The organism is Halomonas sp. AOP22-C1-8, from assembly GCF_052378905.1.
Taxonomy (GTDB): domain Bacteria; phylum Pseudomonadota; class Gammaproteobacteria; order Pseudomonadales; family Halomonadaceae; genus Vreelandella; species Vreelandella citrativorans.
On sequence record NZ_JBQSYD010000025.1, the window covers coordinates 1 to 25093 of the forward strand.

The window sequence follows — 25093 nt, forward strand, 5'->3', positions numbered from 1 at the left end:
CTTACGTTTTATACCTGCTTACGCTGAATACCTGGCAAGAGGGTTGTTCCCGGTGTTTCTTGCAACCGGCCGACGCAACCAGCCAAATGATTCCTAGGTTATAAGTAAAATCCATTTTTATTCTTCTTCGCTATTACTTACCATGGCCCGCAGAATTAGCAGGCTATGCTTCTGCTGCTGCGCTTGTCACACGGTACATCGTTGATGTGCCGTTTTTTGTTATTCAGGAGGTGCGTTACATGCATGGGTTGATTGCGATCAACGTGTTGGTCTTTATACTGGCGATTGCACTGCTGGCGCGTTGGCAGCGGCGTGGTGCCAGCCTGTCTCGCGTAGTGCTTGCAGGCTTGGTCATTGGGGTAGTGCTTGGCGCGCTATTGCAATGGGGATACGCCGGTTCAGAGGTGCTTGAGGGCACCATCGACTGGGTAAACCTGGTGGGCGGTGGCTATGTCCAACTGTTAAAAATGATCATTATGCCGTTGGTGCTGGTGACCATTTTATCTGCTGTTACGCGCTTACATGATGCCAGTGCGCTGGGCAAGATTAGCCTGGGGGTACTTGGCATGCTCATGCTGACAACGGCGATTTCTGCCGTTATCGGCATTAGTATGACTCAGCTGTTTGGATTGTCTGCCGAGGGGCTGGTACAAGGCGCTCGCGAGCTGGAGCGCGGCCAGGCGATTGTCGAGCGCAGTGTTCAGGTGGCAGACCTGACCATCCCACAGCTTCTGCTCTCGTTTATTCCCAGCAATCCGTTTCAGGATTTAGCGGGCGCACGACCCACCTCCATTATCAGTGTGGTGATCTTTGCGACGTTTCTCGGCTTGGCCGCTCTGGGCATCAAGCGTGAAAATGCAGTGATTGGCGACAAGCTTATCGAAGGCATCGATATTGTGCAGAAGTGGATCATGCGTTTGGTGCGCATGGTGATCCGCCTTACGCCCTACGGGGTACTGGCGTTAATGGCCAAAGTGGTTTCTACGTCGAATCTCAACGATATCTTTAATCTGCTCGGATTCGTCGTTGCCTCCTACGTTGGCTTGGCACTTATTCTGGTCATGCATGCGCTATTTTTGATGGGCGTTGGGGTTAACCCCAAACGCTATTTTCAGAAGGTCTGGCCGGTACTCACCTTTGCCTTTACCTCACGTTCAAGCGCGGCCACGATTCCTTTGAATATCGAGGCGCAGGTAGACCGCATTGGCGTACCCCCTGCGATTGCCAACTTTTCAGCCTCCTTCGGAGCGACCATCGGCCAAAACGGCTGCGCGGGGCTTTATCCGGCCATGCTGGCCATGATGATTGCGCCCACGGTGGGGATTGATCCGTTTTCACTGGAGTTTCTGGCAACGCTGGTACTGGTCGTGACGCTGGCCTCTTTCGGCATTGCCGGTGTTGGCGGCGGGGCAACCTTTGCCGCGATCATCGTGCTCTCAACGCTTGATCTACCGATTGCTTTGGCGGGGCTTCTCATCTCGATTGAGCCGTTGATTGATATGGGCCGCACCGCCATCAACGTCAATGGTTCAATGACGGCGGGTACGGTGACCAGTCGTTTGCTCAAGCAGCACGACGCGGCTATTTTTGCTTCCAACGATGACCAGTTGGACGAGCCGAAAGCAGCGTAATCCAACCGGTAAGTTAAGCAAGCTACAAAAAGCCGCCTTTCGGGTGGCTTTTTGCGTTTGTCGCGTGCGTTATCCTTGAAGAGGAGGGACAAGCAGACATAAAAAAACCAGCGCGGACGCTGGTTTTTAAGCCGATGGCTAACGACACGGTACTAAAAGCGTGCTGTGTTATCGCTCCAGCTTGTCGATCTTGCCGCTCTTGCCATCCCACTCTTCGGCATCTGGCAAGGCATCTTTCTTTTCAGCGATGTTGGGCCACACTTCAGCCAGCTCAGCGTTGATCTCGATAAACGGTTCTTGCCCATCCGGCAGCTCATCCTCTGAGAAGATGGCTTCGGCCGGGCACTCAGGCTCGCATAGCGCACAGTCAATGCACTCATCCGGGTGAATCACCAGGAAGTTGGGGCCTTCATAAAAGCAATCGACCGGGCAAACCTCTACACAGTCGGTGTATTTGCATTGGATGCAGTTTTCGGTAACGACAAACGTCATCGCGCTATCCCTCTTGCGGGACCGGGGGAGGTCCCGGTCATAGGTCAATCATGAATGGTTATAAAACGGCTGTTTCTTATAAGCTAAAAAGTATGGGCGACATTCTAGTGGCGCCCATACCTCACGGCAAGCACTTGGCTATCTTCTCTTGTACCGGTTACAACAAATCTCGCCATTGATAGACCAACGCCAGTGCCTCGCGGGGCGATAAATCATCAATGTCGGCACGCTCCAGTGCTTCTAAAACCGGATGTGGCGCACTGGCAAAGAGATCGTTTTGCTGGGGTGACGGGCTATTGGCAGGGGCGTGTTGTGCCGGGCCTGGGCGCGCCTGATGAGTGTCTACATCGCGCTGTTCCAGGGCAATCAACTTTTCACGGGCGCGCTTGATAACGTGGCTTGGAACACCGGCTAGTTGGGCGACCTGTAAGCCGTAGCTTTGGCTGGCCGGGCCTGCCTCAATGCGATGCATAAACACAATGCTATCGCCATGCTCTGTAGCGGTTAAATGAATGTTTTCCACGCCTTCGGCCTGCTCGGGAAGGGCGGTCATTTCAAAGTAGTGTGTAGCAAAGAGCGTCAGTGCCTGCGCCTGCGCCAAGTGCTCAGCGCTTGCCCAGGCCAGGGAAAGTCCGTCGAAAGTACTGGTGCCCCGGCCGATTTCATCCATCAGCACCAGGCTATGCTCTGTGGCATTGTGCAAAATATTAGCCGTTTCGGTCATCTCGACCATAAAGGTGGAGCGCCCACCGGCAAGGTCATCCGAGGAGCCTATGCGGGTGAATATCCGGTCGACAGGACCAATCTCAGCCGCATCGGCAGGCACAAAGCTACCGCTATGGGCTAGCAGCGCGATTAAGGCGGTCTGGCGCATATAGGTCGATTTACCGCCCATATTGGGGCCGGTAATAATCAGCATGTGACGATCAGGCGACAGCACAACGTCATTGGGTACAAACGGCTTGTCGCTGACTTGTTCTACCACTGGGTGGCGGCCAGCGGTAATGCTAATGCCGGTCGCGTCGCTCAGGGTCGGGTGCACCCAGTTAAGCGCATCGGCACGTTCGGCAAATGCACACAGTACATCAAGTTCGGCAAGCGCCCGGGAAGTGCTTTGTAGCGCCATGAGATGTTCGTTGAGTTCGCTTAGCAGGCGTTCATACAGCCACTTTTCACGGGTCAGTGCGCGAGACTTGGCGGAAAGCGCCTTGTCCTCAAACTCCTTGAGCTCGGGGATAATAAACCGCTCAGCATTTTTCAACGTTTGGCGGCGGATGTAATCAGCCGGTGCCTGTTGGGCCTGGGAGCGGGGTAGCTCTATAAAGTAGCCGTGCACCCGGTTGTAACCCACCTTGAGGTTGGCAAGGCCAGTACGCTCACGCTCACGTAGCTCCAGTTGAACCAGGTAGCTGCCAGCGTTTTCGGCCATGCCGCGATGTTCGTCAAGCTCGGCATCATAGCCATCGGCAATCACACCGCCATCGCGGATCACCACTGGTGGGTTCTCGATCAACGCCCGGCTCAGCTGGTCGGCGATATCCGGATAGGGGCGAATATGCGGACGCAAATTATCCAGCGTACTGCCGCTTTCTACGCCACCTAACTGCTGCTCAAGTGCTGGCAACGTATTAAGGGCGTCTCTTAAGCGGGCCAGGTCGCGTGGGCGGGCGCTATAGAGCGCGACGCGGGCCAAAATACGCTCTACATCACCCACATCATTGAGTGTGTCGCGTAGCGTCATGTATGCAGCATCGAGACTTAAAAGTGCCACCCCCGCCTGGCGGCCCTGCACGGTTTCACGCTGGCGTAGGGGGCGATTCAACCAGCGCTTTAAAAGCCGCGACCCCATGGCGGTGGTGCAGGTGTCCAGTACGCTGGCAAGCGTGTTGTCCGTGCTACCGCCAAGGTTGATATCGATCTCTAAATTACGTCGGCTGGCAGCATCAATGACCACCGCATCATCACGGTTTTCAACGCTGAGTGCCGTTACGTGGGGCAAGCGCGAGCGCTGGGTATCTCGGGCATAGTCAATCAGTACCCCGGCGGCCACCAAAGCGGTGGTAAGGTGGGCGCAGCCAAACCCACGCAGGTCCTGAACTTCAAATTGGTCGCACAGGCTGCGATTGGCGCTTTCCAAATCAAACAGCCACTCGCCCTGGCGACGCAAGCTGCGCTTCTGCGACCACATGTCGGGCAGCGTCAGGCTCTCAGGAACCAGTAGTTCGGCGGGTGAAAGGCGGGTCAGCTCGGCAAGCGTTTCGGCTTCACTTTCGACTTCCAGCACGCTAAAACGCCCGCTGGATAGCTCAAGCCACGCAAGCCCCCAGCGGTCACTGCCGGGTGCCAACGCGACCAGCACGTTGTCGCGCCGAGCATCCAGGAGCGCCTCATCATGCAGTGTGCCGGGTGTTACGATGCGCACGACTTGCCGTTCAACCGGACCCTTGCTGGTTGCCGGGTCACCAATTTGCTCGCAAATGGCCACGGATTCACCGGTAGCCACCAAGCGGGCCAGGTAGCCTTCGGCGCTATGATAAGGAACGCCCGCCATCGGAATGGGTTTGCCACCGGATTGGCCACGCTGGGTAAGCGTGATATCCAACAGCGCAGCCGCGCGCTTGGCATCATCAAAAAACAGCTCGTAGAAGTCCCCCATCCGGTAGAACAGAAGGACGTCAGGGTGTTCGCGTTTGATCTTCAAATACTGCGTGATCATGGGCGTATTGGGGGGGATGGCCTGTGACATGGGCGTCCTGATTGAGCGTGGCGTAAGCGCATCTCGCTTACGGCATGTTCATTAAATAAAAGCGTTAAATACGTTCTTTGAGCGATTTCGTTGAGAAAGCTAAACGCAGTATTCTACGCTGACTGATATCTTACATGAAGGAGCGACCATGACGCCCAGCATAACGAGCCTAAAAAATCTGGATTTGTCCCTGCTGGCGCAGCGGCTTGGAAAGCTTTGCCAGCAGCTGGATATAGAAGTAACCACAGCAGAGTCGTGTACCGGTGGCGGCATTGCCAGTGCGATCACCTCAGCTGCAGGTAGCTCGGCCTACTTCACAACGGGTTACGTGACGTATGCTAATGCGGCTAAAACGCGGCTGATTGGCGTCTCAGACGTTACACTACACACCCATGGTGCTGTCAGTGAAGCGGTGGTGAATGCCATGGTGGCCGGTGCCTGCCGTGATAGCGGCGCGCAGTTGGGCGTGGCGGTCAGTGGTGTGGCAGGCCCCGGGGGCGGCAGCGATGAAAAGCCGGTGGGTACGGTGTGGTTGGCTTGGGGCGATGTTAATCACCAGGACGCCAAATGTTTTCATTTTCCCGGTGATCGCCAAGCGGTACGCGAGCAGGCCGTTCGCGAGGCGTTGGCAGGGCTGGTGGCGCGTCTGGATATGCTGGCTGAGGGTCAGGAAGAGAAATAATCGTTAAAAACCACGTTGAGGATTTGTTTAGCGACGAATTTTTGGCATAATACTGGTTAATTATACAGTCTGTGATGAGGGTGTTTGCATGGCTCAGGATGACAACCGTACGAAAGCGCTAAACGCCGCACTTAGCCAAATTGATCGTCAGTTCGGAAAAGGCACGGTAATGCGCTTGGGTGACGCGCCTCGCGTTGTGATGCCGTCAGTCTCCACTGGCTCGCTGGGGCTGGATATTGCGCTTGGCATTGGAGGATTACCCTTTGGCCGAGTAGTCGAAATCTTTGGCCCTGAATCCTCCGGTAAAACCACCCTGACGCTTTCCGTGATTGCTCAAGCACAGAAGCAGGGCAAGGTGTGTGCGTTTGTCGATGCCGAGCATGCGCTTGATCCAAGCTATGCGGAAAAACTGGGTGTTAACCTCGATGATCTGCTGGTTTCCCAGCCAGACACGGGTGAACAGGCGCTTGAAATCACCGATATGCTGGTGCGCTCAGGCGGCGTTGACGTGATTATTATCGACTCCGTGGCAGCGCTTACTCCGCGTGCGGAGATCGAAGGGGAAATGGGGGATACCCACGTAGGCCTGCAAGCACGTTTGATGTCTCAGGCGCTGCGTAAAATCACCGGTAATATTAAAAACGCCAACTGTTTAGTGGTCTTTATCAACCAGATTCGCATGAAAATCGGCGTTATGTTTGGTAGCCCGGAAACCACCACAGGCGGTAACGCACTGAAATTCTACTCCAGTGTTCGGTTGGATATTCGCCGCACCGGCTCGGTGAAATCGGGCGATGAAGTCACCGGTAACGAAACGCGCGTTAAAGTAGTTAAAAACAAGGTAGCACCGCCGTTCCGTCAGGCCGAGTTCCAGATTCTTTACGGCAAGGGTATCTACCATGCCGGTGAGGTGGTCGACTTGGGCGTACAGTGCAACCTGGTCGACAAGGCGGGTGCCTGGTATAGCTATAAAGGCAGCAAAATCGGTCAGGGCAAGGCAAACGCGGCTCAGTACCTTGAAGAGCATCCGGCCATTATGGAAGAGATCGAAAGCCAGATCCGCGAACAGTTGCTTGCCAAGCCTGACCCCAAGAAAGAAGAGGCATCGGCTGCTGATGTTCCCGCCGATGCTGACGACGACCTGCTGTAACGCTTATGTTTGCTTCGTCACGTGATGCCACCCCACGCGACATCGCACTACAGCTGCTATCTCGGCGCGAGTACTCTCGCGCTGAGATAGCGCAAAAGCTAAAACAAAAAGCCGTTGATACCGCTGACATTGAGGCGTGCCTGGACACCCTTGAAGAGCAGGGGCTTCAGTCAGACGTCCGCTTTGCTGAAAGCTTTATCCGTTCACGCATTATGCGCGGTCAGGGCGTGATACGGATTAAAGGCGAGCTGCGTCAGCGCGGCATCAGTCAGGAAATAGTGGCAGAAACCCTCGCCACCGTAGAAGAGAATGAAGGTGTCGATTGGTTTGAACTGGCCAGTGATACCTTATCGCGACGCTTTTCCTCCCCCGGTGAATCCCCCAAAGAGCGGGCCAAACGAGAGCGCTTTCTAGCGTCACGAGGCTTCGATTTTGAACAAATTCGTTACGCGCTCTCTTGCCTGTAAAGCCTTCTTTCATCACTATTGTGGGTTATCGTTTTCTGACGTCTTTAGCTCTTAGCCATTAACTGCCGCTTTAGTCGTTAGACAACTGCGCTATAATGGCGCTTTTGCGACCCCAGCGGGTAGCGGCGACAGCGCCCTGGGGCATCATGCTTTATTGTTACGGATACCCTATGAGAAGCGCAGAGATTAGACAGGCCTTTTTATCCTTTTTCGAAGAGCAAGGGCATACCATTGTGCCCACAAGCTCTCTGGTGCCAGGTAACGACCCGACATTGCTGTTTACCAACGCGGGCATGGTGCCGTTCAAAGATGTGTTTCTTGGCCGTGACCCACGCCCTTATGTGCGTGCCACCTCATCTCAGCGCTGCGTGCGTGCCGGTGGTAAGCATAACGACCTGGATAACGTTGGCTATACCGCACGCCACCATACGTTTTTTGAGATGCTGGGTAACTTCAGCTTTGGTGATTACTTCAAGCGGGACGCTATCCGATTTGCGTGGACGTTTTTAACCGAAACGCTAGGCCTGCCTAAAGAGAAGCTGTGGGTCACCGTGCATATTAGCGATGACGAGGCCGAGCGCATCTGGAAAGATGAAATCGGCATCGACCCGGAGCGCTTCTCCAAGCTGGATGAAGATAACTTCTGGCAAATGGGCGATACCGGCCCCTGCGGCCCCAGCTCAGAAGTTTTCTTTGATCACGGCCCTGACGTATGGGGTGGTCCTCCCGGCAGCGCTGACGAAGATGGCGACCGCTACATTGAGATCTGGAACCTGGTCTTTATGCAGTTTGATCGCGATGCCCAGGGCACGCTGAACCCGCTGCCCAAGCCCTCTATTGATACCGGCATGGGGCTTGAACGGGTAGCGGCCGTTATGCAGGGCGTGCACTCCAACTACGAAATCGATCTGTTCCAGAATTTGCTCCAGGCGGCCGCCAAGGCGACCGGGCATGCCGATATGGCAACGCCTTCGCTACGCGTTATTGCGGACCATATTCGTTCGTGTGCATTTTTAATCGCCGACGGCGTGCTGCCTTCAAATGAAGGCCGTGGTTATGTGCTGCGGCGCATTATCCGCCGAGCGGTTCGTCATGGTCACAAGCTGGGTGCCACCAAGCCGTTCTTCTATACGCTGGTGGATGCACTGGATGCCGAGATGGGCGATGCCTATCCAGAACTGCGTGAGGCAAGCGCCCAAATTGCCCGTATTTTGCTGAAAGAAGAGGAGCAGTTTGCGCGCACGCTGGACCACGGCATGGGCTTATTGAATACCGCGCTTGAGGAGCTTGATGGCAACGTGCTGTCGGGTGAAACCGTGTTCAAGCTGTATGACACGTACGGTTTCCCGTTTGACCTTACGGCGGATGTTTGCCGTGAGCGCGGTGTGACGTTGGATGAAGTTGGTTTCCAGCGCGAGCTTGACGCTCAGCGCGAGCGTGCCCGTGCGGCCAGCCAGTTTGGCGCCGACTACAGCGCCTCTATTGAACTGGATGGCGAAACCCAGTTTACGGGGTATGACCAGCTTGAAGATCAGTCCACGGTAACTGCTATTGTGGATAGCGAAGGCAACGCCCTTGTCGCGCTGGAAGCAGGCCAGAAAGGCACTGTCGTATTAGACCGTACCGCGTTTTATGGTGAATCGGGCGGCCAGGTGGGTGATACCGGCTACTTATACGTAGAGGGGGGCCGCTTCGAAGTTACCGATACACAAAAGCAGAACGGTCATCATCTGCATCAGGGCGTGATGATAGAAGGCACGTTGAACGTGGGGGCCAGCGTTCGTGGCGAGGTTGATGCCAGCTTGCGCTCTGCGACCATTCGCAACCACTCGGCCACTCACTTGCTGCACAAAGCCTTGCGCATGGTGTTGGGCGATCACGTGCAGCAGAAAGGCTCATTGGTAAATGCAGAACGTCTGCGCTTCGATTTCAGCCACTTCGAGCCTCTGAGTGCTGATCAGTTGGCAGAGGTGGAGCGTCTGGTTAACGAGCAGATTCTTGCTAATGCGCCGACGTACGTTGAGCAGATGAGCCTGGAGCAAGCCAAGGCCAAAGGGGCTGCGGCGTTGTTTGAAGCCAAGTATGCGGAAAATGTTCGCGTATTGACGATCGGTGCTGACGGCTTTTCGATTGAACTGTGTGGCGGTACTCACGTTGCACGAAGTGGTGATATCGGCTGCTGCCATATCGTCAGTGAAGTAGGTATTGCCTCTGGCGTGCGGCGCATTGAAGCCATTACCGGCGAGAATGCGCTGGCCTATTTCCGCGAGCAGGAAGCGCGCGTGCAGCGGTTGGGTGATCGCCTGAAAACCAAGCCCGAGCAGGTGGAAGCCCGCGTCGAGTCATTGGTCGAGCGTAATCGCAGCCTGGAAAAAGAGCTTGAGCAGTTGAAGGCTAAGCTTGCAAGCGCTGCGGGTAGCGACATGCTGAGCCAGGCGCAGGAGATCGGCGGCGTTAAGCTGCTGGCGACTCAGTTGGAGGGAGTATCCGGTAAGGAACTGCGTGGCGTGCTTGACCAACTTAAAAACAAGATTGGCTCTGGCGTTATTATCCTGGGCGTTGCCGATGAGGCGGCGGGCAAGGTCAGCCTGATTGCAGGCGTGACTCAAGACCTGACCGAGCGCGTTAAAGCCGGTGAGCTGGTTAACCATGTCGCCTCGCAAGTTGGCGGTAAAGGCGGTGGTCGTGCTGATATGGCGCAGGCGGGTGGCAGTCAGCCAGAAGCGCTGGCTGGCGCGTTAAGTAGCGTCCCCGCGTGGCTGGAAAACATACTTAGCTAATCACAAAGGCCGGTGGCAATTATCTGCAACCGGCCTTTTGCTAACTTAATATAACTACTTTCATCCCCCATTCCCGGACGAATAGGAAAAAACGGCATATGGCACTATACGTACAGAAGTTCGGTGGCACCTCGGTAGGTTCTGTTGACCGTATCAAAGCCGTGGCGGAAAAGGTCAAGGGCTTTCGTGACCAGGGCCACCAGGTCGTGGTCGTGGTCTCCGCCATGAGCGGAGAGACCAACCGGTTGACCGATATGGCCAATGCGCTTAATGATGACCCCGCCCCGCGTGAAATGGATATGCTGCTCTCGACCGGTGAGCAGGTAACGATTTCATTGCTCGCCATGGCGCTCCAGCAGGTTGGCGTTGCGGCCACTTCACACACCGGTGCCCAGGTCGGTATTCATACTGACAATGCTTACACCAAAGCGCGTATTCAGCGCATTGAAACCGAAGACCTTAAGGCTGACCTCGACGCAGGCAAGGTCGTGGTTGTGGCTGGTTTTCAGGGCGTTGATGAAGACGGCAATATCACTACGCTAGGACGTGGTGGCTCGGACACTACCGGGGTAGCGCTTGCTGCGGCACTCGGCGCCGATGAGTGCCAGATCTATACTGACGTTGATGGGGTTTACACCACTGACCCCCGCGTATGCACCAAGGCACAGCGCCTGGAGTGCATTACGGTGGAAGAAATGCTGGAGCTTGCAAGCCTGGGCTCCAAAGTGCTGCAAATTCGTGCGGTAGAGTTTGCGGGCAAGTACAACGTTCCCCTACGGGTACTGTCGAGCTTTGAAGATGGCCCCGGTACCCTAATTATTGCAGATGCTGACCAAGACGAGGACTCCATGGAAGAACCGCTGATTTCCGGTATCGCGTTTACCAAAAATGAAGCCAAGCTGACACTGCTGCACACGCCCGATGTACCAGGTGTTGCGTCGCGCATTCTTGGCCCTATCGCTGATGCCAACATTGAAGTCGATATGATCGTGCAGAACGTAGCACCGGCGGGTGACTACACCGACTTTACCTTCACCGTGGCGAAGGGCGACTACAAGACCACCAAGAAGCTGCTTGAAGAAACGGTCATTCCTGACCTGGGCGGCGGTGAGCTGCGTGGCGATGACAATATCGCCAAGGTATCCCTGGTCGGTGTTGGCATGCGCTCTCACGCCGGTGTTGCCTCGAAGATGTTCCGCGTTTTGGCTGATGAAAACGTCAATATCCGTATGGTTTCCACCTCTGAAATTAAAATCTCAGTGGTGATTGATGAAAAGCATATGGAACTTGCCGTTAACGCGTTACACAAGGCATTTGGCCTGGATAAGTCAGATATAGAATCTGAATAACATTTCTGCCTTAAACCTTCTACGCTGAAAAGGCACTCGCTACTTGCTGGTGGTGAGCTTTCTTTCAACGGGAGGTTTGGGTGTCATGGAGTCAGAGGCATTGGTTAGCGCGCCGCTATGCCGCATAATGGCTTAGTGGCGCCTCTGGTGGACACAACCCGTTGTATAAAACGTCTGAGAAGGAGATCAGCCATGCTCATCCTAACCCGCCGAGTTGGCGAAACATTGATGATAGGTGATGAAATCACCGTCACAGTGTTAGGTGTGAAAGGTAATCAAGTGCGTATCGGCGTCAATGCGCCGAAAGACGTGGCTGTACACCGTGAAGAGATCTATCAGCGCATCCAGCGCGAGCGTAGCAGTGAAGAAAGCGAAGCAGAATAAATGGTCGCTTTTATCGCGCCCAATACAGGGCGTATCAACGGTAAGATGAAGCTGGCGCGAAAAAAATCGGCATAGGACTAGACAGCAGTCGCTGAAATCGGTAACATTCGCGCCGTGCTGTTGAGGAGAGGTGGCCGAGTGGCTGAAGGCGCTCCCCTGCTAAGGGAGTATAGGGTTTATAGCCCTATCGAGGGTTCGAATCCCTCTCTCTCCGCCAGCCGCACATTAGAAGATGCGCCCGTAGCTCAGCTGGATAGAGTACCTGACTACGAATCAGGGGGTCGGAGGTTCGAATCCTCCCGGGCGCGCCATCTTCTAACCTGATGTAAGGCGGAAGCCTATAAGTATTTCATTACAAGTATTTAAGCATAAGCACTTCATCATGTTTAGTAATGAGTATTTACATCACTAAAGCGCCCGTAGCTCAGCTGGATAGAGTACCTGACTACGAATCAGGGGGTCGGAGGTTCGAATCCTCCCGGGCGCGCCAGATTCTAAACCCGTTCTCTTTTATGAGAGCGGGTTTTCTGCTTTCTAGCCTGACCAGGGCGGCTCGCGCTTTGGTTTTGGATCGTTTTAAGCGCCCCGCATTGCGAGGGCGCTTTTTTTTGGTCAATGCCTTGCTTAGTGGCAGCTGACAGCCGCCTCAGGGTGCGCTGTGTCGATGACCAGGTTTTTAAGCAGGGTATCAAGGTCCGTTAGGCGTTTAACGCGCTGAAAGTGCTGGTTGGCTTCTTCGTTGCCCTGACGCATCTGTGCGAGCCACTGCTTTACCAGCGAGACCACAACCCGATCGGGTAGATGCTGCCGCTGAAGATGCGCGTACTCCTTGATCACGCTGGCACGCATTGGCCATGTGGTTTCAGGCAGTCGTTCACCGGTTCGCTGCCAGTGCCGGATACGTGGCGCAAGCCAGGGGTCTGCTAGCGCGCTACGGCCTAACATCACGTCTCTGCAGCCTGACAGGGTGCGCGCTTTCCAGTACGCCTCCAGCGTCCATATATCGCCATTGGCAACCACGGGTATCGATACCTGCTGGCGCACTCGGCCGATCCACTCCCAGTGAGCCGGAGGGCGATAGCCTTCATCACGTGTGCGGCCGTGAACAACCAGGCGAGCGGCACCGCCTGCCTGGGTCGCCTGGGCGCAGGCGACGGCTAAGCGCCGGTCTGAAAAGCCCAGGCGGATTTTAGCGGTGACCGGAATTTGACCCTCAAGTGCTTCGGAGACGGCCTTCACTGCCTGGTAGACGCGTTCAGGGCGGCGCAGTAACGAGGCGCCTCCATCATGCCGATTAACCAGCTTGGCCGGGCAGCCGAAATTCAAGTCCACGCTGACAGCACCCAGCGCTAGCGCCTGGCGAGCGTTTTCAGCCAGCGCCTTGGGGTCAGAGCCAAGCAGTTGCAAATGCACGGGAATGCCGCTGGCGGTCGCAACAGGACGGTTGGTAAGCTCAGGGCAGTGCTTGTAAAACACTCGGGGCGGGAGGCGCGTGTCGACCACGCGGACAAATTCGGTAACGGTCCAATCAAAGCCTGCCTCACGCGTTAATAAGTCGCGGGTGAGGGCGTCGATAACGCCCTCCATCGGGGCGAGGCCAATTTTGCCGTTTTGTAGTAAATTAACAACCATGACTTCCACTATGGCGCGATTGCGTTTTATGCTGGGTGTGGCAGGTTAGTGTATTACTTTGACGGCGCCAAGGGGCTTTTAGAACCCTTTAAGCGTTAATTTATGCTCTACAACAAGAGAGACATTATGCAGAATGCAGAACTACTCCAGGAGGGGCTCGCAATTATGGGGCTTGGGATGGGCTTTGTTTTTGTTTTTCTTACTATTTTAGTCATTAGCGTTACGTTGATGTCAAAACTGTTAGGACGTTTTCAGCCGACGCCTGTGTCGACGTTAGCAGGTACAAAGCCTTCGTCTGCTCCCGCGTTGAGTGGCGAGGACGAGGAAGTGACTGCAGTTATCAGTGCTGCGGTGCATCGTTACCGCTCATTAAAGCGTCACTAATCGGTAATTTTTTAGTCAGCCTATCCCCTTATTTGCCTTTATTTTGTTAGTTTTACTACATATCAATAATTTTAACGTGTGAGCTACTGCTATGAATGAGACAAAACGCCCGCTGGGAATTACCGATGTGGTACTGCGTGATGCCCATCAATCACTGTTTGCGACCCGCTTGCGTCTGGACGACATGCTGCCCATCGCTGAAAAGCTGGATCGTGTTGGCTACTGGTCGCTAGAGACCTGGGGTGGCGCCACCTTTGATGCATGCATTCGTTATTTAGGCGAAGACCCATGGGAGCGCATCCGGGCATTAAAAGAGGCGATGCCCAATACGCCTCAAGCCATGCTACTGCGTGGTCAAAACCTGTTGGGCTATCGCCACTATGCGGATGACGTAGTCGATAAGTTTGTCGAACGGGCCAAAACCAACGGCGTTGATGTGTTCCGTGTGTTTGATGCCATGAATGACCCGCGCAACCTGGAGCGCGCGATTAAAGCGGTTCGTCAGGTGGGTGGGCATGCGCAGGGTACTATTTCCTACACGGTAAGCCCGGTACATACCCTGGATAGCTGGGTCGATCTAGCGACCAATATTGCCGAAATGGGCGCAGACTCGCTGGCTATCAAGGATATGGCGGGGCTGTTAACGCCTTACACCGCATTTGAGCTGGTAACGCGGCTGAAGAAAAATCTGTCTATTCCTGTTCACCTGCACTGCCATGCCACGACAGGACTTTCCACTTCCACCATTCTTAAGGCAGTCGAGGCCGGTATCGATAACGTCGATACCGCGATTTCGTCCATGTCGATGACGTATGGACATAGCCCCACAGAGTCCGTTGTTGCGATGCTCAAGGACACCGACCGTGATACCGGGCTGGACCTTGAACTGTTGGAAGACATCGCGGGCTATTTCCGTGAAGTACGTAAAAAGTACGCTGCTTTTGAAGGTTCGTTACGCGGCATCGATTCGCGCATTCTGGTGGCCCAGGTGCCAGGCGGCATGCTGACCAATATGGAAAGTCAGCTGAAAGAACAGGGCGCGGGCGACAAGCTGGACGATGTGCTTGGCGAAATTCCTCGTGTGCGTGAAGACCTGGGATTTATTCCGCTGGTGACGCCCACGTCGCAAATTGTCGGTACCCAAGCGGTAATGAACGTGATGATGGGCGAGCGTTACAAGTCCATTTCCAAAGAGGTGCAGGCGCTGCTGAAAGGCGAATACGGCGCGGCACCCGCCCCCTTTAACACCGAGCTTCAAGCCCGCGTGCTGGAAGGCGGTCAGCCGATTACCTGTCGCCCGGCGGATAACCTTGCACCTGAAATGCAAAAGCTGGCGGCAGAGCTTAAAGAGAAAGCCGGCGCCGAGCAGGTACGCCTGGCAGAGGGCGACTGTGAAATAGATGATGTCCTCACCTACGCCTTGTTCCCACAAATCGGTCTGAAGTTTCTTAAAAATCGTGATAACGCGGACGCTTTCGAACCCGCGCCCCAGGCGGCTGGTAGCGAGCCTGCCAAGCCTCCGGTGGTTACTCAAGGCAGTGTGCCAGAAGCGGCACGTGGCCCTGAAACCTATACCGTAAAGCTCAATGGCAAAGCGTTTGTAGTGGAAGTTTCTGAAGGCGGCGATATTGGCCAGGTGCAAGAGCAGTCGCCTGCGCCAGCGGCGAGCCCCGCCCCGGCGGCCAGCAGTGGTGAAACCATAGAAGCACCGCTTGCTGGCAATATCTTCAAGGTGAATGTGCGCCCTGGCGACCAGGTAGCGGATGGGGAAGTGGTCATCATTCTTGAAGCTATGAAAATGGAAACCGAAATTCGCGCCAGCAGTGCCGGCACGGTATCGAAAGTCAATGTTAGTGAAGGCGACAGCGTAGCTGTTGGCGACGTACTGATTGAGCTTTAAGGGCCTCGGGAATGGATAAGCTAGTCACGTTATGGGAGGGCTCGGGGCTTTATAACCTTGAGCTTGGCCAAGTGGTCATGATCGGGGTCGGGCTGCTGCTGCTCTATTTGGCGATCCATAAGAAATTTGAGCCGCTGCTGTTGGTGCCGATTGGTTTTGGGGGGATTCTTGCCAATATTCCCGAAGCTGGCCTTGCGATTTCAGCGCTGGACCAGGCCATTGAGGTTGGCAAGCCTGCCGTGCTTCAGCAGGTTGGGGCCGCGCTGGGCGTAATGCTGGATCCTTTGGCGGGTATTGATGCGTGGCGTGAAACGCTCAAAGTGGTTGCCCATGGTGAGGTAGCGCCAGAGCAGCTGCGTGCCGCTAAGGATATTGCGACAAGCGTCGGTTACAGCAATGGCATGCTGTATAACTTCTATTCAGTGGCCATTGCATCGGGTATCGCGCCGCTGTTGATCTTTATGGGCGTGGGCGCCATGACTGACTTTGGCCCGCTGCTTGCCAACCCTCGTACGCTGTTTCTAGGTGCTGCGGCCCAGTTTGGTATTTTCGCCACGCTGTTTGGTGCCGTTGTGCTGACCTCCATGGGCATCATGGACTTCTCGCTGAACCAGGCGGCAGCGATCGGGATTATCGGCGGCGCCGATGGGCCAACGTCTATCTATGTGTCCAGCGTGCTTGCGCCAGAGCTATTGGGTGCTATCGCGGTGGCGGCCTACGCGTACATGGCGCTGGTGCCGTTAATCCAGCCACCTATTATGCGGCTGTTAACCACTGAAAAAGAGCGTCAGATAAAAATGACGCAGCTGCGCCCCGTCTCCAGGCTGGAAAAAGTGATCTTTCCTCTCATGCTGTTGATCCTGGTCGCGCTGTTTCTACCCGACGCAGCACCGCTTCTGGGGATGTTCTGCTTTGGTAATTTGATGCGCGAATGCGGCGTGGTAGAGCGGCTTTCGGATACCGCCCAGAACGCGCTGATCAACATCGTGACGATCGTTCTAGGGCTTTCTGTTGGCTCAAAGCTGATGGCGGAAAGCTTCTTGACGGTGGAAACCCTCGGGATTCTGGGGCTGGGTATTGTGGCCTTCGGAATTGGTACCGCCGCCGGCGTGTTAATGGCCAAGCTGATGAACCTAATGAGCCGTATGCCGATTAATCCGCTGATAGGTGCTGCCGGGGTATCCGCTGTGCCTATGGCGGCGCGTGTAGCTAATAAGGTCGGTCTGGAATCCAATCCGCATAACTTCTTGTTGATGCATGCGATGGGCCCAAACGTGGCAGGGGTAATTGGTTCTGCCGTGGCTGCCGGGGTAATGATTAAATATTTGGGATAAATAGACAGGATTGACGGGGAAGCAGAAGTGCCCCATGCACGGCTTACGGTTTACACCGTAAGCCGTTTTTGGTTCAGGGGGCGGGGGCGTTTACCGGGGTAACGTCCAGCGTGCACTTTAGGCGATTTTCCAAGGGGGAAAGGTCGAACGTATGGTCGCGGGGCCAGCCAATGGTGAGCTGAACACCTTCGCCATCGTAGTTGACGTGTTCAATGGGGATGGCCTTTTCGTCGCACCAGGCGCGGGCGATAGCCTCGCTGGCAAAGGTAAGGCGTAGCGTGTAGGCGTCTCGCTCAATCACTTCACGCGTCGGTAAGGTTTCCAACGCATGGCTGATGGCTTGAGCGTAAGCCCGTGCCAGCCCGCCGGTGCCTAGCTTGGTGCCGCCAAAGTAGCGCGTCACGACACCGCCGATTTCACCCATTTGGCGGCCTTGAAGTACCTGGTACATTGGCCGACCGGCCGTGCCGCCAGGCTCGCCATCATCGGAAAAACCAATCAGCGTTTGCTCCCCGGGCGGCCCAGCAATATAAGCCGTACAGTGATGGCTGGCATTGGGGTGAGCGGCTCTTGCCGCTTCAAGAAGTGCACTAAAAGCAGCTACATCCGGTGCATGGCATAGCCACGCCAGAAACTGGCTTTTTTCGACCTCTATCTCGGCGGTATGCCACTGCGAGGCAGCTAAATCAGGAACTTGATAACGCAATCAGTGCTCCATAAGGCCATAAGAATTGGCAACAAGGTCGTTGGCACTATCCTGCGCCACACCCATTACCATTCCTAACACTTGAATATCGCGATTGTGCAAAAAGAGATCCGGCGCTTGGGTATCGGCAGGCCATAAATGTACGCCAAAGCGACTGATCGAGAGCTGCTTCAACGCAACAGGTTGCTGATTGATGTGAGCGACGGCGGTTTCTTCGTGGGTATCGCATTGAAAACGCCGAATAATAATGACATCTCCATCAAACAAGTTGCAATCACGCATTCGGTTGCCACGTATTTTGAGGGCGTAGGTATTGTGGCGCGTTCTGCGTGGTGCTGTTTTAAAGGCGCGTGCCGATTGAATGCCTTTAGGTGCGCAGGACGCGCTGCTCAATACGGTAGAACCGGCGTGAGTTGGTGCTGACATCGATATATTCATAGGAAATTCTCCAATGCAGCGCCCTTTCCCTAGGCGTTTAGTAGTGGCAAGCCAGCAGGTTGTTGGCATGTCTTTTCATACAGTGTTTTAGTATACAGCTGTTTTTGCATACAGTGGTAGTGCTGTTTTTATCCAGCGCCTTTTGCTATTCAAAAAGCTGGTTCCGTCAGCACGCTTGGTGCATTCTCACGGCCGCTGCTATTGGCTGGAGATAACCTGGCTTTCCGTGTAGAGTTTTGGCTAACTATCAACCTGTTGGGAGACACCTTTGAGCCTGTGCCTGCAAGCACGACAACTAGCCTGCGAGCGTGATGGGCGCTGGCTATTTGAAGGGCTCGATCTCACGATTCGCAGCGGTGACATCGTTCGAATTGAAGGCCCCAATGGCAGCGGCAAGACCACGCTGTTAAAGCTGCTGGCAGGTCAACTGAGTGATTACCAAGGCGAGCTTTTCTGGAACGGCGCGCCACTTCGCAAGGTGCGTGAACATTATCTGGCCAACCTGCTGTATCTGGGGCATTCGCCAGGCATCAAGGCTGGGCTTTCACCGCTTGAAAACCTGGCCTGGTACCAGGCGCTAAGCGGCGAGCGGGGTAATGAATCGCAGCGCCTGAGCGCTTTGGAGCAAGTAGGGCTTGGCGGTTTTGAGGACGTATTGGCCGGCCAGCTTTCGGCGGGTCAGCAGCGCCGTGTGGCGTTGGCCCGGTTAACGCTGACGCGCCGTCCACTCTGGGTGCTTGACGAGCCGTTTTCCGCCATTGACCACCAAGGCGTAGCCGCGCTTGAAGCGCAGCTTTTAGCTCATGCTCAAGTCGGGGGGAGCATTCTGGTAACCACTCACCATGCGCTGGATGCTTCGCCCGCCGCTCGCTGTATTCAACTGGGATAGACAATGACGCAGGGGCAGAAGGCGACCACTACACTACTTGAAACGCCGGTGCCGGACGGGCTGTGGATCGCCTTTACCGCTACCCTGAAGCGTGATGTAACACTGATGTTCAGACGCCGCGGCGAGCTGTTCAATCCGTTGGTCTTCTTCGCGCTGGTGATAACGCTGTTCCCAATCGGCATTTCACCCGACCGCGCCGTGCTTGCGCTGATCGCGCCAGGTCTTTTGTGGGTAGCGGCGCTTCTGGCGGCGCTTTTGTCGCTGGATAGCCTGTTTCGCACCGATTATGACGACGGCAGCCTTGAGCAGATGCTGCTCGCGCCTCAGCCGCTAGCCGCGCTTAGCCTGGCCAAGGTACTTGCCCACTGGTTGTTGACCGGGCTGCCGCTGGCGCTGGTTGCGCCGCTTCTGGGTGTGACGCTGGCCCTGCCTCCGGGCAGCTATGTGGTGCTTGCGCTTTCGCTTTTGCTGGGCAGCGCCAGTTTGAGCCTGCTTGGCGCGATTGGTGCGGCGTTGACCGTCGGTATCGCGCGAGGCGGTGTACTGCTGTCGCTGCTTATACTGCCGCTGTATATACCGGTGCTTATTTTTGGGGTCGGGGCGGTGCAGGCTGCTGTCATCGGTGAAGGTGTCGCGGCGCACCTGGCCATGCTCGGGGCCCTGCTGGCCGCGTCGCTACTGTTGGCTCCCTGTGCGATTGCCGCCTCGCTACGCATCAGTATCAACGGTTGAGGACAGAACACGCCATGTGGACCTTTATTCATAAATGGGGCTCGCCCAAATCGTTTTATGCAATGAGTGCAAAGGTGCAGCCCTGGTGCTGGGCAGTCTCCCTGGTACTCATTGCGACCGGTACGGTATGGGGGTTAGCCTTTGCACCCACCGAGGTGAATCAGGGGCAGGGCGATAGCTTCAGGATCATTTATGTCCACGTGCCCGCCGCCTTTCTTGCCCAGTCGGTGTTTGTTTCGATGGCGGCAGCGGGCCTGGTCTTCATGGTATGGAAGATCAAGGTGGCGGATATGGCCGCGACAGTCATGGCGCCGTTTGGAGCGGTGATGACGTTTGTAGCGCTTTTTTCCGGGGCGGTGTGGGGTGTGCCCACCTGGGGCACCTGGTGGATGTGGGACGCCCGACTGACCTCCATGCTGATTCTGTTGTTCCTGTTTCTAGGGGTGATCGCCCTGCGCAGCGCTTTTGCCCGTCGTGAGGGGGGATCAAAAGCGGCTTCGGTATTGGCCATGGTTGGGGTCATCAATATTCCGATTATCAAGTACTCGGTGGACTGGTGGTTTACGCTCCACCAGTCGGCGACCTTTACATTGACGTCGCGGCCCCTCATGCCCACGGAAATGTGGCTGCCGTTACTGATCATGGTGCTGGGCTTCTACTGTTTTTTTATCGCTCTTACACTGATGCGTACGCGGAGTGAAATCCTGCGTCGGGAAATTGATAAGCGCTGGGTCAGGGATTTGATCAGGGAGGCGCGGTAATGGCATTTACATCGTTTGGCGCGTTCTTGGCCATGGGCGGACACGGCCCTTACGTGTGGGCGGCCTGGGGCGTCACGGCACTGTTGATGGTTGCCTGCATCATTCATGCTCGTTTTGAGCACCGCCAACTGGCCAGTGCTGTAAAACGCCGTGCCCGGCGTGGTGACCGTCATCCACCCCATCAAGCGAGACATGCTGATGACACCTAAACGCCGCCAGAAGCTAGTGATCATTCTCGGCGCGCTGGCGCTAGCCGCCGTGGCAGTAGGCCTCACGCTCTACGCCCTGCGCGCTAATATCAACCTGTTCTACAGTCCGGTGCAGATTGCCCAGGGTGACGCGCCCATCGAGCGGACAATCCGTGCAGGCGGCATGGTAAAGGAGGGCTCGGTGGTCCGTGACCCGCAAAGCCTGAACGTCGAGTTCCTGGTAACCGACTACGTGGATGAGCTTGCGGTGGCCTATAACGGCATCCTGCCGGATCTGTTTCGCGAAGGGCAGGGCGTGGTAGTGGTAGGAAAACTGTCTACAGACGGGCGGTTTATCGCTGACAAGGTGCTTGCTCGCCACGATGAAAACTACATGCCGCCCGAAGTGTCGCAAGCGTTAGAAGAGGCAGGCTACTCGCCTGCTGATTATCAGGACCAACCGGTTGAAGCAGCCAAGCGTGAATAGGTTGAGCCAATGTCCTATACCCTAGAGTCCGTGTCATGCTGGAGCGCCGATGTTGGTAAAACTGATCCCTGAGCTTGGGCACTTCGCGTTAATTATTGCCCTGCTAATGGCGGTATTGCAGGGCGTAATGCCGTTAGCTGGAGCCGCCACGCGCAAGCCGCTTTGGATGGCATATGGTCATCCCATGGCCACGGGGCAGTTTCTGTTTATCGCAGCGGCTTATGTGTGCCTAACCGCCAGCTACGCGCTGGATGACTTCAGCGTGGCGAACGTCGCCAACAACTCCAACTCGCTGTTGCCCTGGTACTACAAGCTCAGTGCGGTGTGGGGCAACCATGAAGGGTCGGTGCTGTTGTGGAGCCTGATGCTGGCGGGCTGGGGGTATGCCGCTTCGCGCTTCTCAGGCGGCCTGCCTCGCGACATGGTAGCGCGGGTACAGGGTGTGATGGGCTTGATTAGCGTGGGTTTTTTACTGTTTATCCTGCTGACGTCCAATCCCTTCGAGCGGCTTTTGCCCAACGTGCCTCACGATGGCGCGGACCTTAATCCGCTGCTTCAGGATATTGGCTTGATTGTTCACCCGCCGATGCTCTACATGGGCTATGTCGGGTTTTCCGTCGTGTTTGCCTTCGCCATTGCCGCGCTGCTGGGTGGGCGGTTGGATGCGGCCTGGACGCGCTGGGCGCGCCCCTGGACCAATATTGCCTGGGCCTTTTTGACGGTGGGTATTGCATTGGGCAGTTGGTGGGCCTACTACGAACTTGGCTGGGGAGGCTGGTGGTTCTGGGACCCGGTGGAAAACGCCTCGCTGCTGCCCTGGCTAACCGGCACCGCGCTGATCCATTCGTTGGCTGTCACCGAAAAGCGCGGGTCGTTTAAAAGCTGGACCGTACTGCTGGCCATTTTTACCTTTTCGCTATCGCTGCTGGGTACCTTTCTGGTGCGTTCTGGTGTGCTTACCTCTGTGCACGCGTTTGCCAATGACCCCTCACGCGGCTTGTTTATTCTGGTGCTGCTGACGATCACCGTGACGCTTTCTCTACTGATATTTGCGCTGCGCGCGCCCCGCGTGAGCCATCATGCGAGCTTCAACTGGCTATCACGAGATTCGCTGCTGCTTATCAACAATATTCTATTGGTCATCATGACCGTGACTATTTTGCTGGGCACGCTCTATCCGCTGATTTTAGACTCGCTCAAGCTGGGTAAAATCAGCGTGGGCCCACCGTACTTTAATGCGCTTTTTGTACCGCTGACGGTTGTGATGTGTCTCTTTATGGGGCTTGGTCCGGTCGCTCGCTGGAAGAGCATGCCAGCCAGTGAACTGCGCCGTAAGTTGTGGCTTGCTGGCGTCGCTGCGCTGGTGCTGGGTATGGTATTGCCGCTGATATACACCGGTGAATGGAACCTGTGGGCCTCATTGGGTATTGTGGCTGCGCTGTGGATCGTGCTGCCGATTGGGAAGGATATGTGGGATAAAACCCGCCACGGCTCCAGCCGCCTGGCGGGTTTGCGCAAGCTTTCCCTGGCGTATTGGGGCATGGTGCTCGGGCATGTGGGAATTGCAGTGACGATTATTGGTGTGGCCGTGGTGTCCAACTATGCCACTGAGCGCACGGTGCGTATGGCGCCGGGCACCGAGCTTGACGTCGCGGGCTATCAGTTCACGTTGACGGAGCTTAAAAGCCGCCGAGGCGCCAACTTTATGGCCGATACGGCCGTCATTCAGGTGCGCAATATCGAATCAGGGCATGGTTTTATTATGCGCCCTGAGAAGCGCTTTTATCTGGCAACGGGTATGCCCATGACCCAAGTCGCGCTACGCCCCGGCTTGTTTCGGGATCTTTACGTTGCCATGGGTGAAGATTTGGAGGATGGCAGTTGGGCCATGCGTATTCAATATAAGCCTTTTGTACGCTGGCTTTGGTTGGGCGGTTTGTTGATGGCGTTAGGCGGCATACTGGCAATAGTGGATAAGCGCTATCGCCGAACCAGAACGGCCGACCGTGCCGACGTGGCCCGCTCGCCCAAAACGCAGGAAGCCGCGCTATGAGCCGTCGACTATGGCTGTTACTGCTACCGCTGGGTTTTCTTCTGGTAGCGCTGTTTTTATATCAGCGTTTGCAGCATGACCCGTCAGCGCGGGACTCTGCGCTGATGGCGCGTGCGTTTCCGTCATTTGAGGCCACCACGTTGCGTGATGAAGGCCGCCTGGTCGATCAAACGCTGCTCCAGGGGGAGGTCTCACTGGTTAACGTGTGGGGCGAATGGTGCCCGGCCTGCAAGCAGGAAATGCCCCAGCTTTTGGCATTGGCCGACCAGGGGGTTCGTATGGTCGGGGTGAACTATCGCGATACCCGCGAGAAGGGAATGCACTTTTTAAACGAGTTTGGCGACCCGTTTGAAGTGAATATCTTTGACCCTGACGGCAGCCTGGGCTTTGATCTCGGCGTTTATGGCGCGCCGGAAACGTTTCTGGTCGATGCCGAAGGGATAATTCGCTATCACCATAAAGGCGATATCTCGCCTCAGGATATGGCCGAGCGTATTTTGCCGGAGGTAGCCAAATGGCGTTAATACGTACCCTGGCCGTGCTCTTCCTGCTGCTGTTGTCGACAAGCGTTGTGGCGGAGGGAATCGAGCTGCGTGAGTTTGACGACCCGGTGCTGGCGCAGCGTTATCACGCATTAACCGCGTCCATGCGCTGCCCGCTGTGTGAAAACCAGGCCATCAATGATTCGAACTCGCCTATCTCCGCCGATATGCGCGAACGGGTGTATCAAATGCTGCAGGATGGGCGCTCCGATAGCGAAGTGATCAATCACATGGTAGAGCGCTTTGGCGACTATGTTCTCTATAATCCACGCCTGGAGAGCCGTACCTATCTTCTGTGGGGGCTGCCCATCGGGTTAGGCGTCGGGGGTGTTTTGATCGTGCTGCTGATTGTACGCGCACGGCGCCATGCGTCTGCCAAGGCGCTAAGTGCTGAAGAGCGCGCTCGGCTGGATGCGCTGATTCAGCGCAGGAGATCCTCATGACGCTTTTATGGGTCGCCATGGCGATTGTTATGTTGCCAGCGATTGTCTTGCTACTTTCCCCGCTGCGTAAGGCGCATGCGCTTTATGACCAGCAACGTGCATATGAAGCCAACGACACTTCGGCCGAGCAGAACGTGGCCATTTTTCAGCGTCGGCTTGCCTCGGTAGAGGCGGCTCATGCGCGTGGCGATGTTGGTGCCGCGCAGCTTGAAGAAGGAACGCTGGAACTTGAGCGTAGCCTTCTGGAAGATACTGCCACGCTGGCCGTACGACCGCTACAATCGCCCCTTGCCGGGCGTTTAGCTGTGCCGTTGATTGCCTTGAGTGTGGTGGCCATCAGTCTTTTTTGGTACCTGGAAGAGGGGGCCGAGGGTGATCTTGCCCTGTATGGCGTTCAGCAGGAATTACTCAACGACCCCGGCGCTACTCCAGACACGTATATTCGTCGTATGGAAGAGCAGGCCGCGCTTCAGCCGGGCAATGCCAACGTGTGGGCCTCGCTGTTTCCGCTGTATCGCGATACCGGCCAGGAAGATAACGCCATCGATGCGCTGGAACGGCTCATCGCGCTGGAAGGCCGGCTTCCTGCACTGCTCGCCCAGCTTGCGCAAATTCGCTTCTTTAGGGCAGGGCGTGAGCTGACCCCGGATGTGCAGCGTTTGGTGAATGAAACGCTGGCTCAGGACCCACGCCAACCAACGGTGCTCGGCCTGTTAGGCATTCACGCGTTTGATAACGGCGATTACGAGGGCGCAATGGAGCACTGGCGGCGCGCGCTGGCAACGGTCAACGATCCGAACACGGCCGACTCGCTACGCGAAGGTATCCGCGCGGCCCAGGAACGCCTGGCCGATACATCCGAAACAGCGGCGGCTGATGAGCCTTGAGCCAATCACCGCTGCCGAAGTCGTTATGAATCATGT

At 55.9% G+C, this 25093-nt stretch carries 24 protein-coding genes and 3 tRNA genes; 22 read left to right on the forward strand and 5 right to left on the reverse strand.

Annotation, left to right across the window (positions count from 1 at the left end; all coding sequences use genetic code 11):
* Nucleotides 1-239 precede the first annotated feature (239 nt).
* Entirely contained in the window at nt 240-1631 is a 1392-nt protein-coding gene (locus tag ACT3TY_RS13400; protein ID WP_444628555.1) for an L-cystine transporter, read from the forward strand.
* Nucleotides 1632-1799: 168 nt separating this feature from the next.
* Here ACT3TY_RS13400 and fdxA read toward each other — a convergent pair whose 3' ends face one another.
* Both fdxA and mutS read right to left on the reverse strand, forming a co-directional pair.
* Entirely contained in the window at nt 1800-2123 is a 324-nt protein-coding gene (gene fdxA / locus ACT3TY_RS13405; RefSeq protein WP_087107940.1) for a ferredoxin FdxA, read from the reverse strand.
* Nucleotides 2124-2280: 157 nt separating this feature from the next.
* Nucleotides 2281-4869, reverse strand: a complete 2589-nt coding sequence (gene mutS, locus ACT3TY_RS13410; protein WP_444628557.1) for a DNA mismatch repair protein MutS — start codon at nt 4867-4869, stop codon at nt 2281-2283.
* Nucleotides 4870-5017: 148 nt separating this feature from the next.
* On the opposite strand from mutS, the gene ACT3TY_RS13415 reads away from it, so the two are divergent.
* The 9 genes from ACT3TY_RS13415 to ACT3TY_RS13455 all read left to right on the forward strand — a co-directional run bounded on the left by ACT3TY_RS13415 (nt 5018) and on the right by ACT3TY_RS13455 (nt 12171).
* Nucleotides 5018-5551, forward strand: a complete 534-nt coding sequence (locus ACT3TY_RS13415; RefSeq protein ID WP_193056489.1) for a CinA family protein — start codon at nt 5018-5020, stop codon at nt 5549-5551.
* Nucleotides 5552-5639: 88 nt separating this feature from the next.
* A complete protein-coding gene (gene recA / locus ACT3TY_RS13420) occupies nt 5640-6701 on the forward strand; it encodes a recombinase RecA (protein WP_444628559.1) in 1062 nt (353 codons plus the stop codon).
* 5 nt (nt 6702-6706) lie between these two features.
* Nucleotides 6707-7168, forward strand: coding sequence for a regulatory protein RecX (locus ACT3TY_RS13425; RefSeq protein ID WP_172118675.1), 462 nt, complete (start codon nt 6707-6709; stop codon nt 7166-7168).
* 170 nt (nt 7169-7338) lie between these two features.
* Nucleotides 7339-9948 (forward strand): alanine--tRNA ligase, encoded by a 2610-nt coding sequence (gene alaS, locus ACT3TY_RS13430; protein WP_444628561.1) that lies wholly within the window; start codon nt 7339-7341, stop codon nt 9946-9948.
* 98 nt (nt 9949-10046) lie between these two features.
* Nucleotides 10047-11297, forward strand: a complete 1251-nt coding sequence (locus tag ACT3TY_RS13435) for an aspartate kinase (RefSeq protein ID WP_087107953.1) — start codon at nt 10047-10049, stop codon at nt 11295-11297.
* A gap of 192 nt (nt 11298-11489) precedes the next feature.
* On the forward strand, nt 11490-11681 hold the full coding sequence (csrA, locus tag ACT3TY_RS13440) for a carbon storage regulator CsrA (protein WP_087107955.1): 192 nt from the start codon (nt 11490-11492) through the stop codon (nt 11679-11681).
* Nucleotides 11682-11805: 124 nt separating this feature from the next.
* Nucleotides 11806-11898, forward strand: a tRNA-Ser gene (locus ACT3TY_RS13445).
* Between the two features lie 17 nt (nt 11899-11915).
* A tRNA-Arg gene (locus ACT3TY_RS13450) sits at nt 11916-11992 on the forward strand.
* Between the two features lie 102 nt (nt 11993-12094).
* Nucleotides 12095-12171: transfer RNA gene (locus ACT3TY_RS13455), tRNA-Arg, on the forward strand.
* 134 nt (nt 12172-12305) lie between these two features.
* Here ACT3TY_RS13455 and ACT3TY_RS13460 read toward each other — a convergent pair.
* On the reverse strand, nt 12306-13313 hold the full coding sequence (locus ACT3TY_RS13460; RefSeq protein ID WP_253927059.1) for a tRNA dihydrouridine synthase: 1008 nt from the start codon (nt 13311-13313) through the stop codon (nt 12306-12308).
* 126 nt (nt 13314-13439) lie between these two features.
* Here ACT3TY_RS13460 and ACT3TY_RS13465 point away from each other — a divergent pair, with 126 nt between their 5' ends.
* The 3 genes from ACT3TY_RS13465 to ACT3TY_RS13475 all read left to right on the forward strand — a co-directional run bounded on the left by ACT3TY_RS13465 (nt 13440) and on the right by ACT3TY_RS13475 (nt 16931).
* A complete protein-coding gene (locus ACT3TY_RS13465) occupies nt 13440-13697 on the forward strand; it encodes an OadG family protein (RefSeq protein ID WP_444628563.1) in 258 nt (85 codons plus the stop codon).
* Nucleotides 13698-13788: 91 nt separating this feature from the next.
* Nucleotides 13789-15597, forward strand: a complete 1809-nt coding sequence (oadA, locus tag ACT3TY_RS13470; RefSeq protein ID WP_444628565.1) for a sodium-extruding oxaloacetate decarboxylase subunit alpha — start codon at nt 13789-13791, stop codon at nt 15595-15597.
* 11 nt (nt 15598-15608) lie between these two features.
* A complete protein-coding gene (locus ACT3TY_RS13475) occupies nt 15609-16931 on the forward strand; it encodes a sodium ion-translocating decarboxylase subunit beta (RefSeq protein WP_087107962.1) in 1323 nt (440 codons plus the stop codon).
* 73 nt (nt 16932-17004) lie between these two features.
* Here the strand turns inward: ACT3TY_RS13475 and ACT3TY_RS13480 are convergent, their stop codons facing one another.
* The gene (locus ACT3TY_RS13480; protein WP_444628567.1) at nt 17005-17637 is read right to left on the reverse strand and encodes an IMPACT family protein; all 633 of its coding nucleotides are present in this window, start codon (nt 17635-17637) and stop codon (nt 17005-17007) included.
* On the reverse strand, nt 17638-18063 hold the full coding sequence (locus tag ACT3TY_RS13485; RefSeq protein ID WP_444628568.1) for a LexA family protein: 426 nt from the start codon (nt 18061-18063) through the stop codon (nt 17638-17640). It abuts the gene before it with no gap.
* A gap of 280 nt (nt 18064-18343) precedes the next feature.
* Here ACT3TY_RS13485 and ccmA point away from each other — a divergent pair, with 280 nt between their 5' ends.
* The 9 genes from ccmA to ccmI are packed head-to-tail and all read left to right on the forward strand — an operon-like array spanning nt 18344 to nt 25057.
* Entirely contained in the window at nt 18344-18964 is a 621-nt protein-coding gene (gene ccmA / locus ACT3TY_RS13490; protein WP_444628569.1) for a cytochrome c biogenesis heme-transporting ATPase CcmA, read from the forward strand.
* A gap of 3 nt (nt 18965-18967) precedes the next feature.
* The gene (ccmB, locus tag ACT3TY_RS13495) at nt 18968-19696 is read left to right on the forward strand and encodes a heme exporter protein CcmB (RefSeq protein ID WP_444628571.1); all 729 of its coding nucleotides are present in this window, start codon (nt 18968-18970) and stop codon (nt 19694-19696) included.
* A 14-nt stretch (nt 19697-19710) separates the two neighbouring features.
* Nucleotides 19711-20457 carry a heme ABC transporter permease gene (locus ACT3TY_RS13500; protein ID WP_444628573.1) on the forward strand — a complete coding sequence of 249 codons (747 nt, stop codon included), beginning with the start codon at nt 19711-19713 and terminating at the stop codon, nt 20455-20457.
* Nucleotides 20457-20666 (forward strand): heme exporter protein CcmD, encoded by a 210-nt coding sequence (gene ccmD, locus ACT3TY_RS13505; protein WP_444628574.1) that lies wholly within the window; start codon nt 20457-20459, stop codon nt 20664-20666. Before ACT3TY_RS13500 ends, ccmD begins: the two co-directional genes overlap by 1 nt.
* Nucleotides 20656-21132, forward strand: coding sequence for a cytochrome c maturation protein CcmE (ccmE, locus tag ACT3TY_RS13510; RefSeq protein ID WP_193055344.1), 477 nt, complete (start codon nt 20656-20658; stop codon nt 21130-21132). The genes ccmD and ccmE overlap by 11 nt, the downstream gene beginning before the upstream one ends.
* A 49-nt stretch (nt 21133-21181) precedes the next feature.
* Complete coding sequence (locus ACT3TY_RS13515) at nt 21182-23185, forward strand: heme lyase CcmF/NrfE family subunit (RefSeq protein ID WP_444628575.1); 2004 nt, start codon at nt 21182-21184, stop codon at nt 23183-23185.
* The gene (locus ACT3TY_RS13520) at nt 23182-23709 is read left to right on the forward strand and encodes a DsbE family thiol:disulfide interchange protein (RefSeq protein ID WP_444628577.1); all 528 of its coding nucleotides are present in this window, start codon (nt 23182-23184) and stop codon (nt 23707-23709) included. Before ACT3TY_RS13515 ends, ACT3TY_RS13520 begins: the two co-directional genes overlap by 4 nt.
* The gene (locus ACT3TY_RS13525) at nt 23700-24170 is read left to right on the forward strand and encodes a cytochrome c-type biogenesis protein (protein WP_444628578.1); all 471 of its coding nucleotides are present in this window, start codon (nt 23700-23702) and stop codon (nt 24168-24170) included. Before ACT3TY_RS13520 ends, ACT3TY_RS13525 begins: the two co-directional genes overlap by 10 nt.
* Entirely contained in the window at nt 24167-25057 is an 891-nt protein-coding gene (gene ccmI / locus ACT3TY_RS13530) for a c-type cytochrome biogenesis protein CcmI (RefSeq protein ID WP_444628579.1), read from the forward strand. The genes ACT3TY_RS13525 and ccmI overlap by 4 nt, the downstream gene beginning before the upstream one ends.
* Nucleotides 25058-25093: the final 36 nt, after the last annotated feature.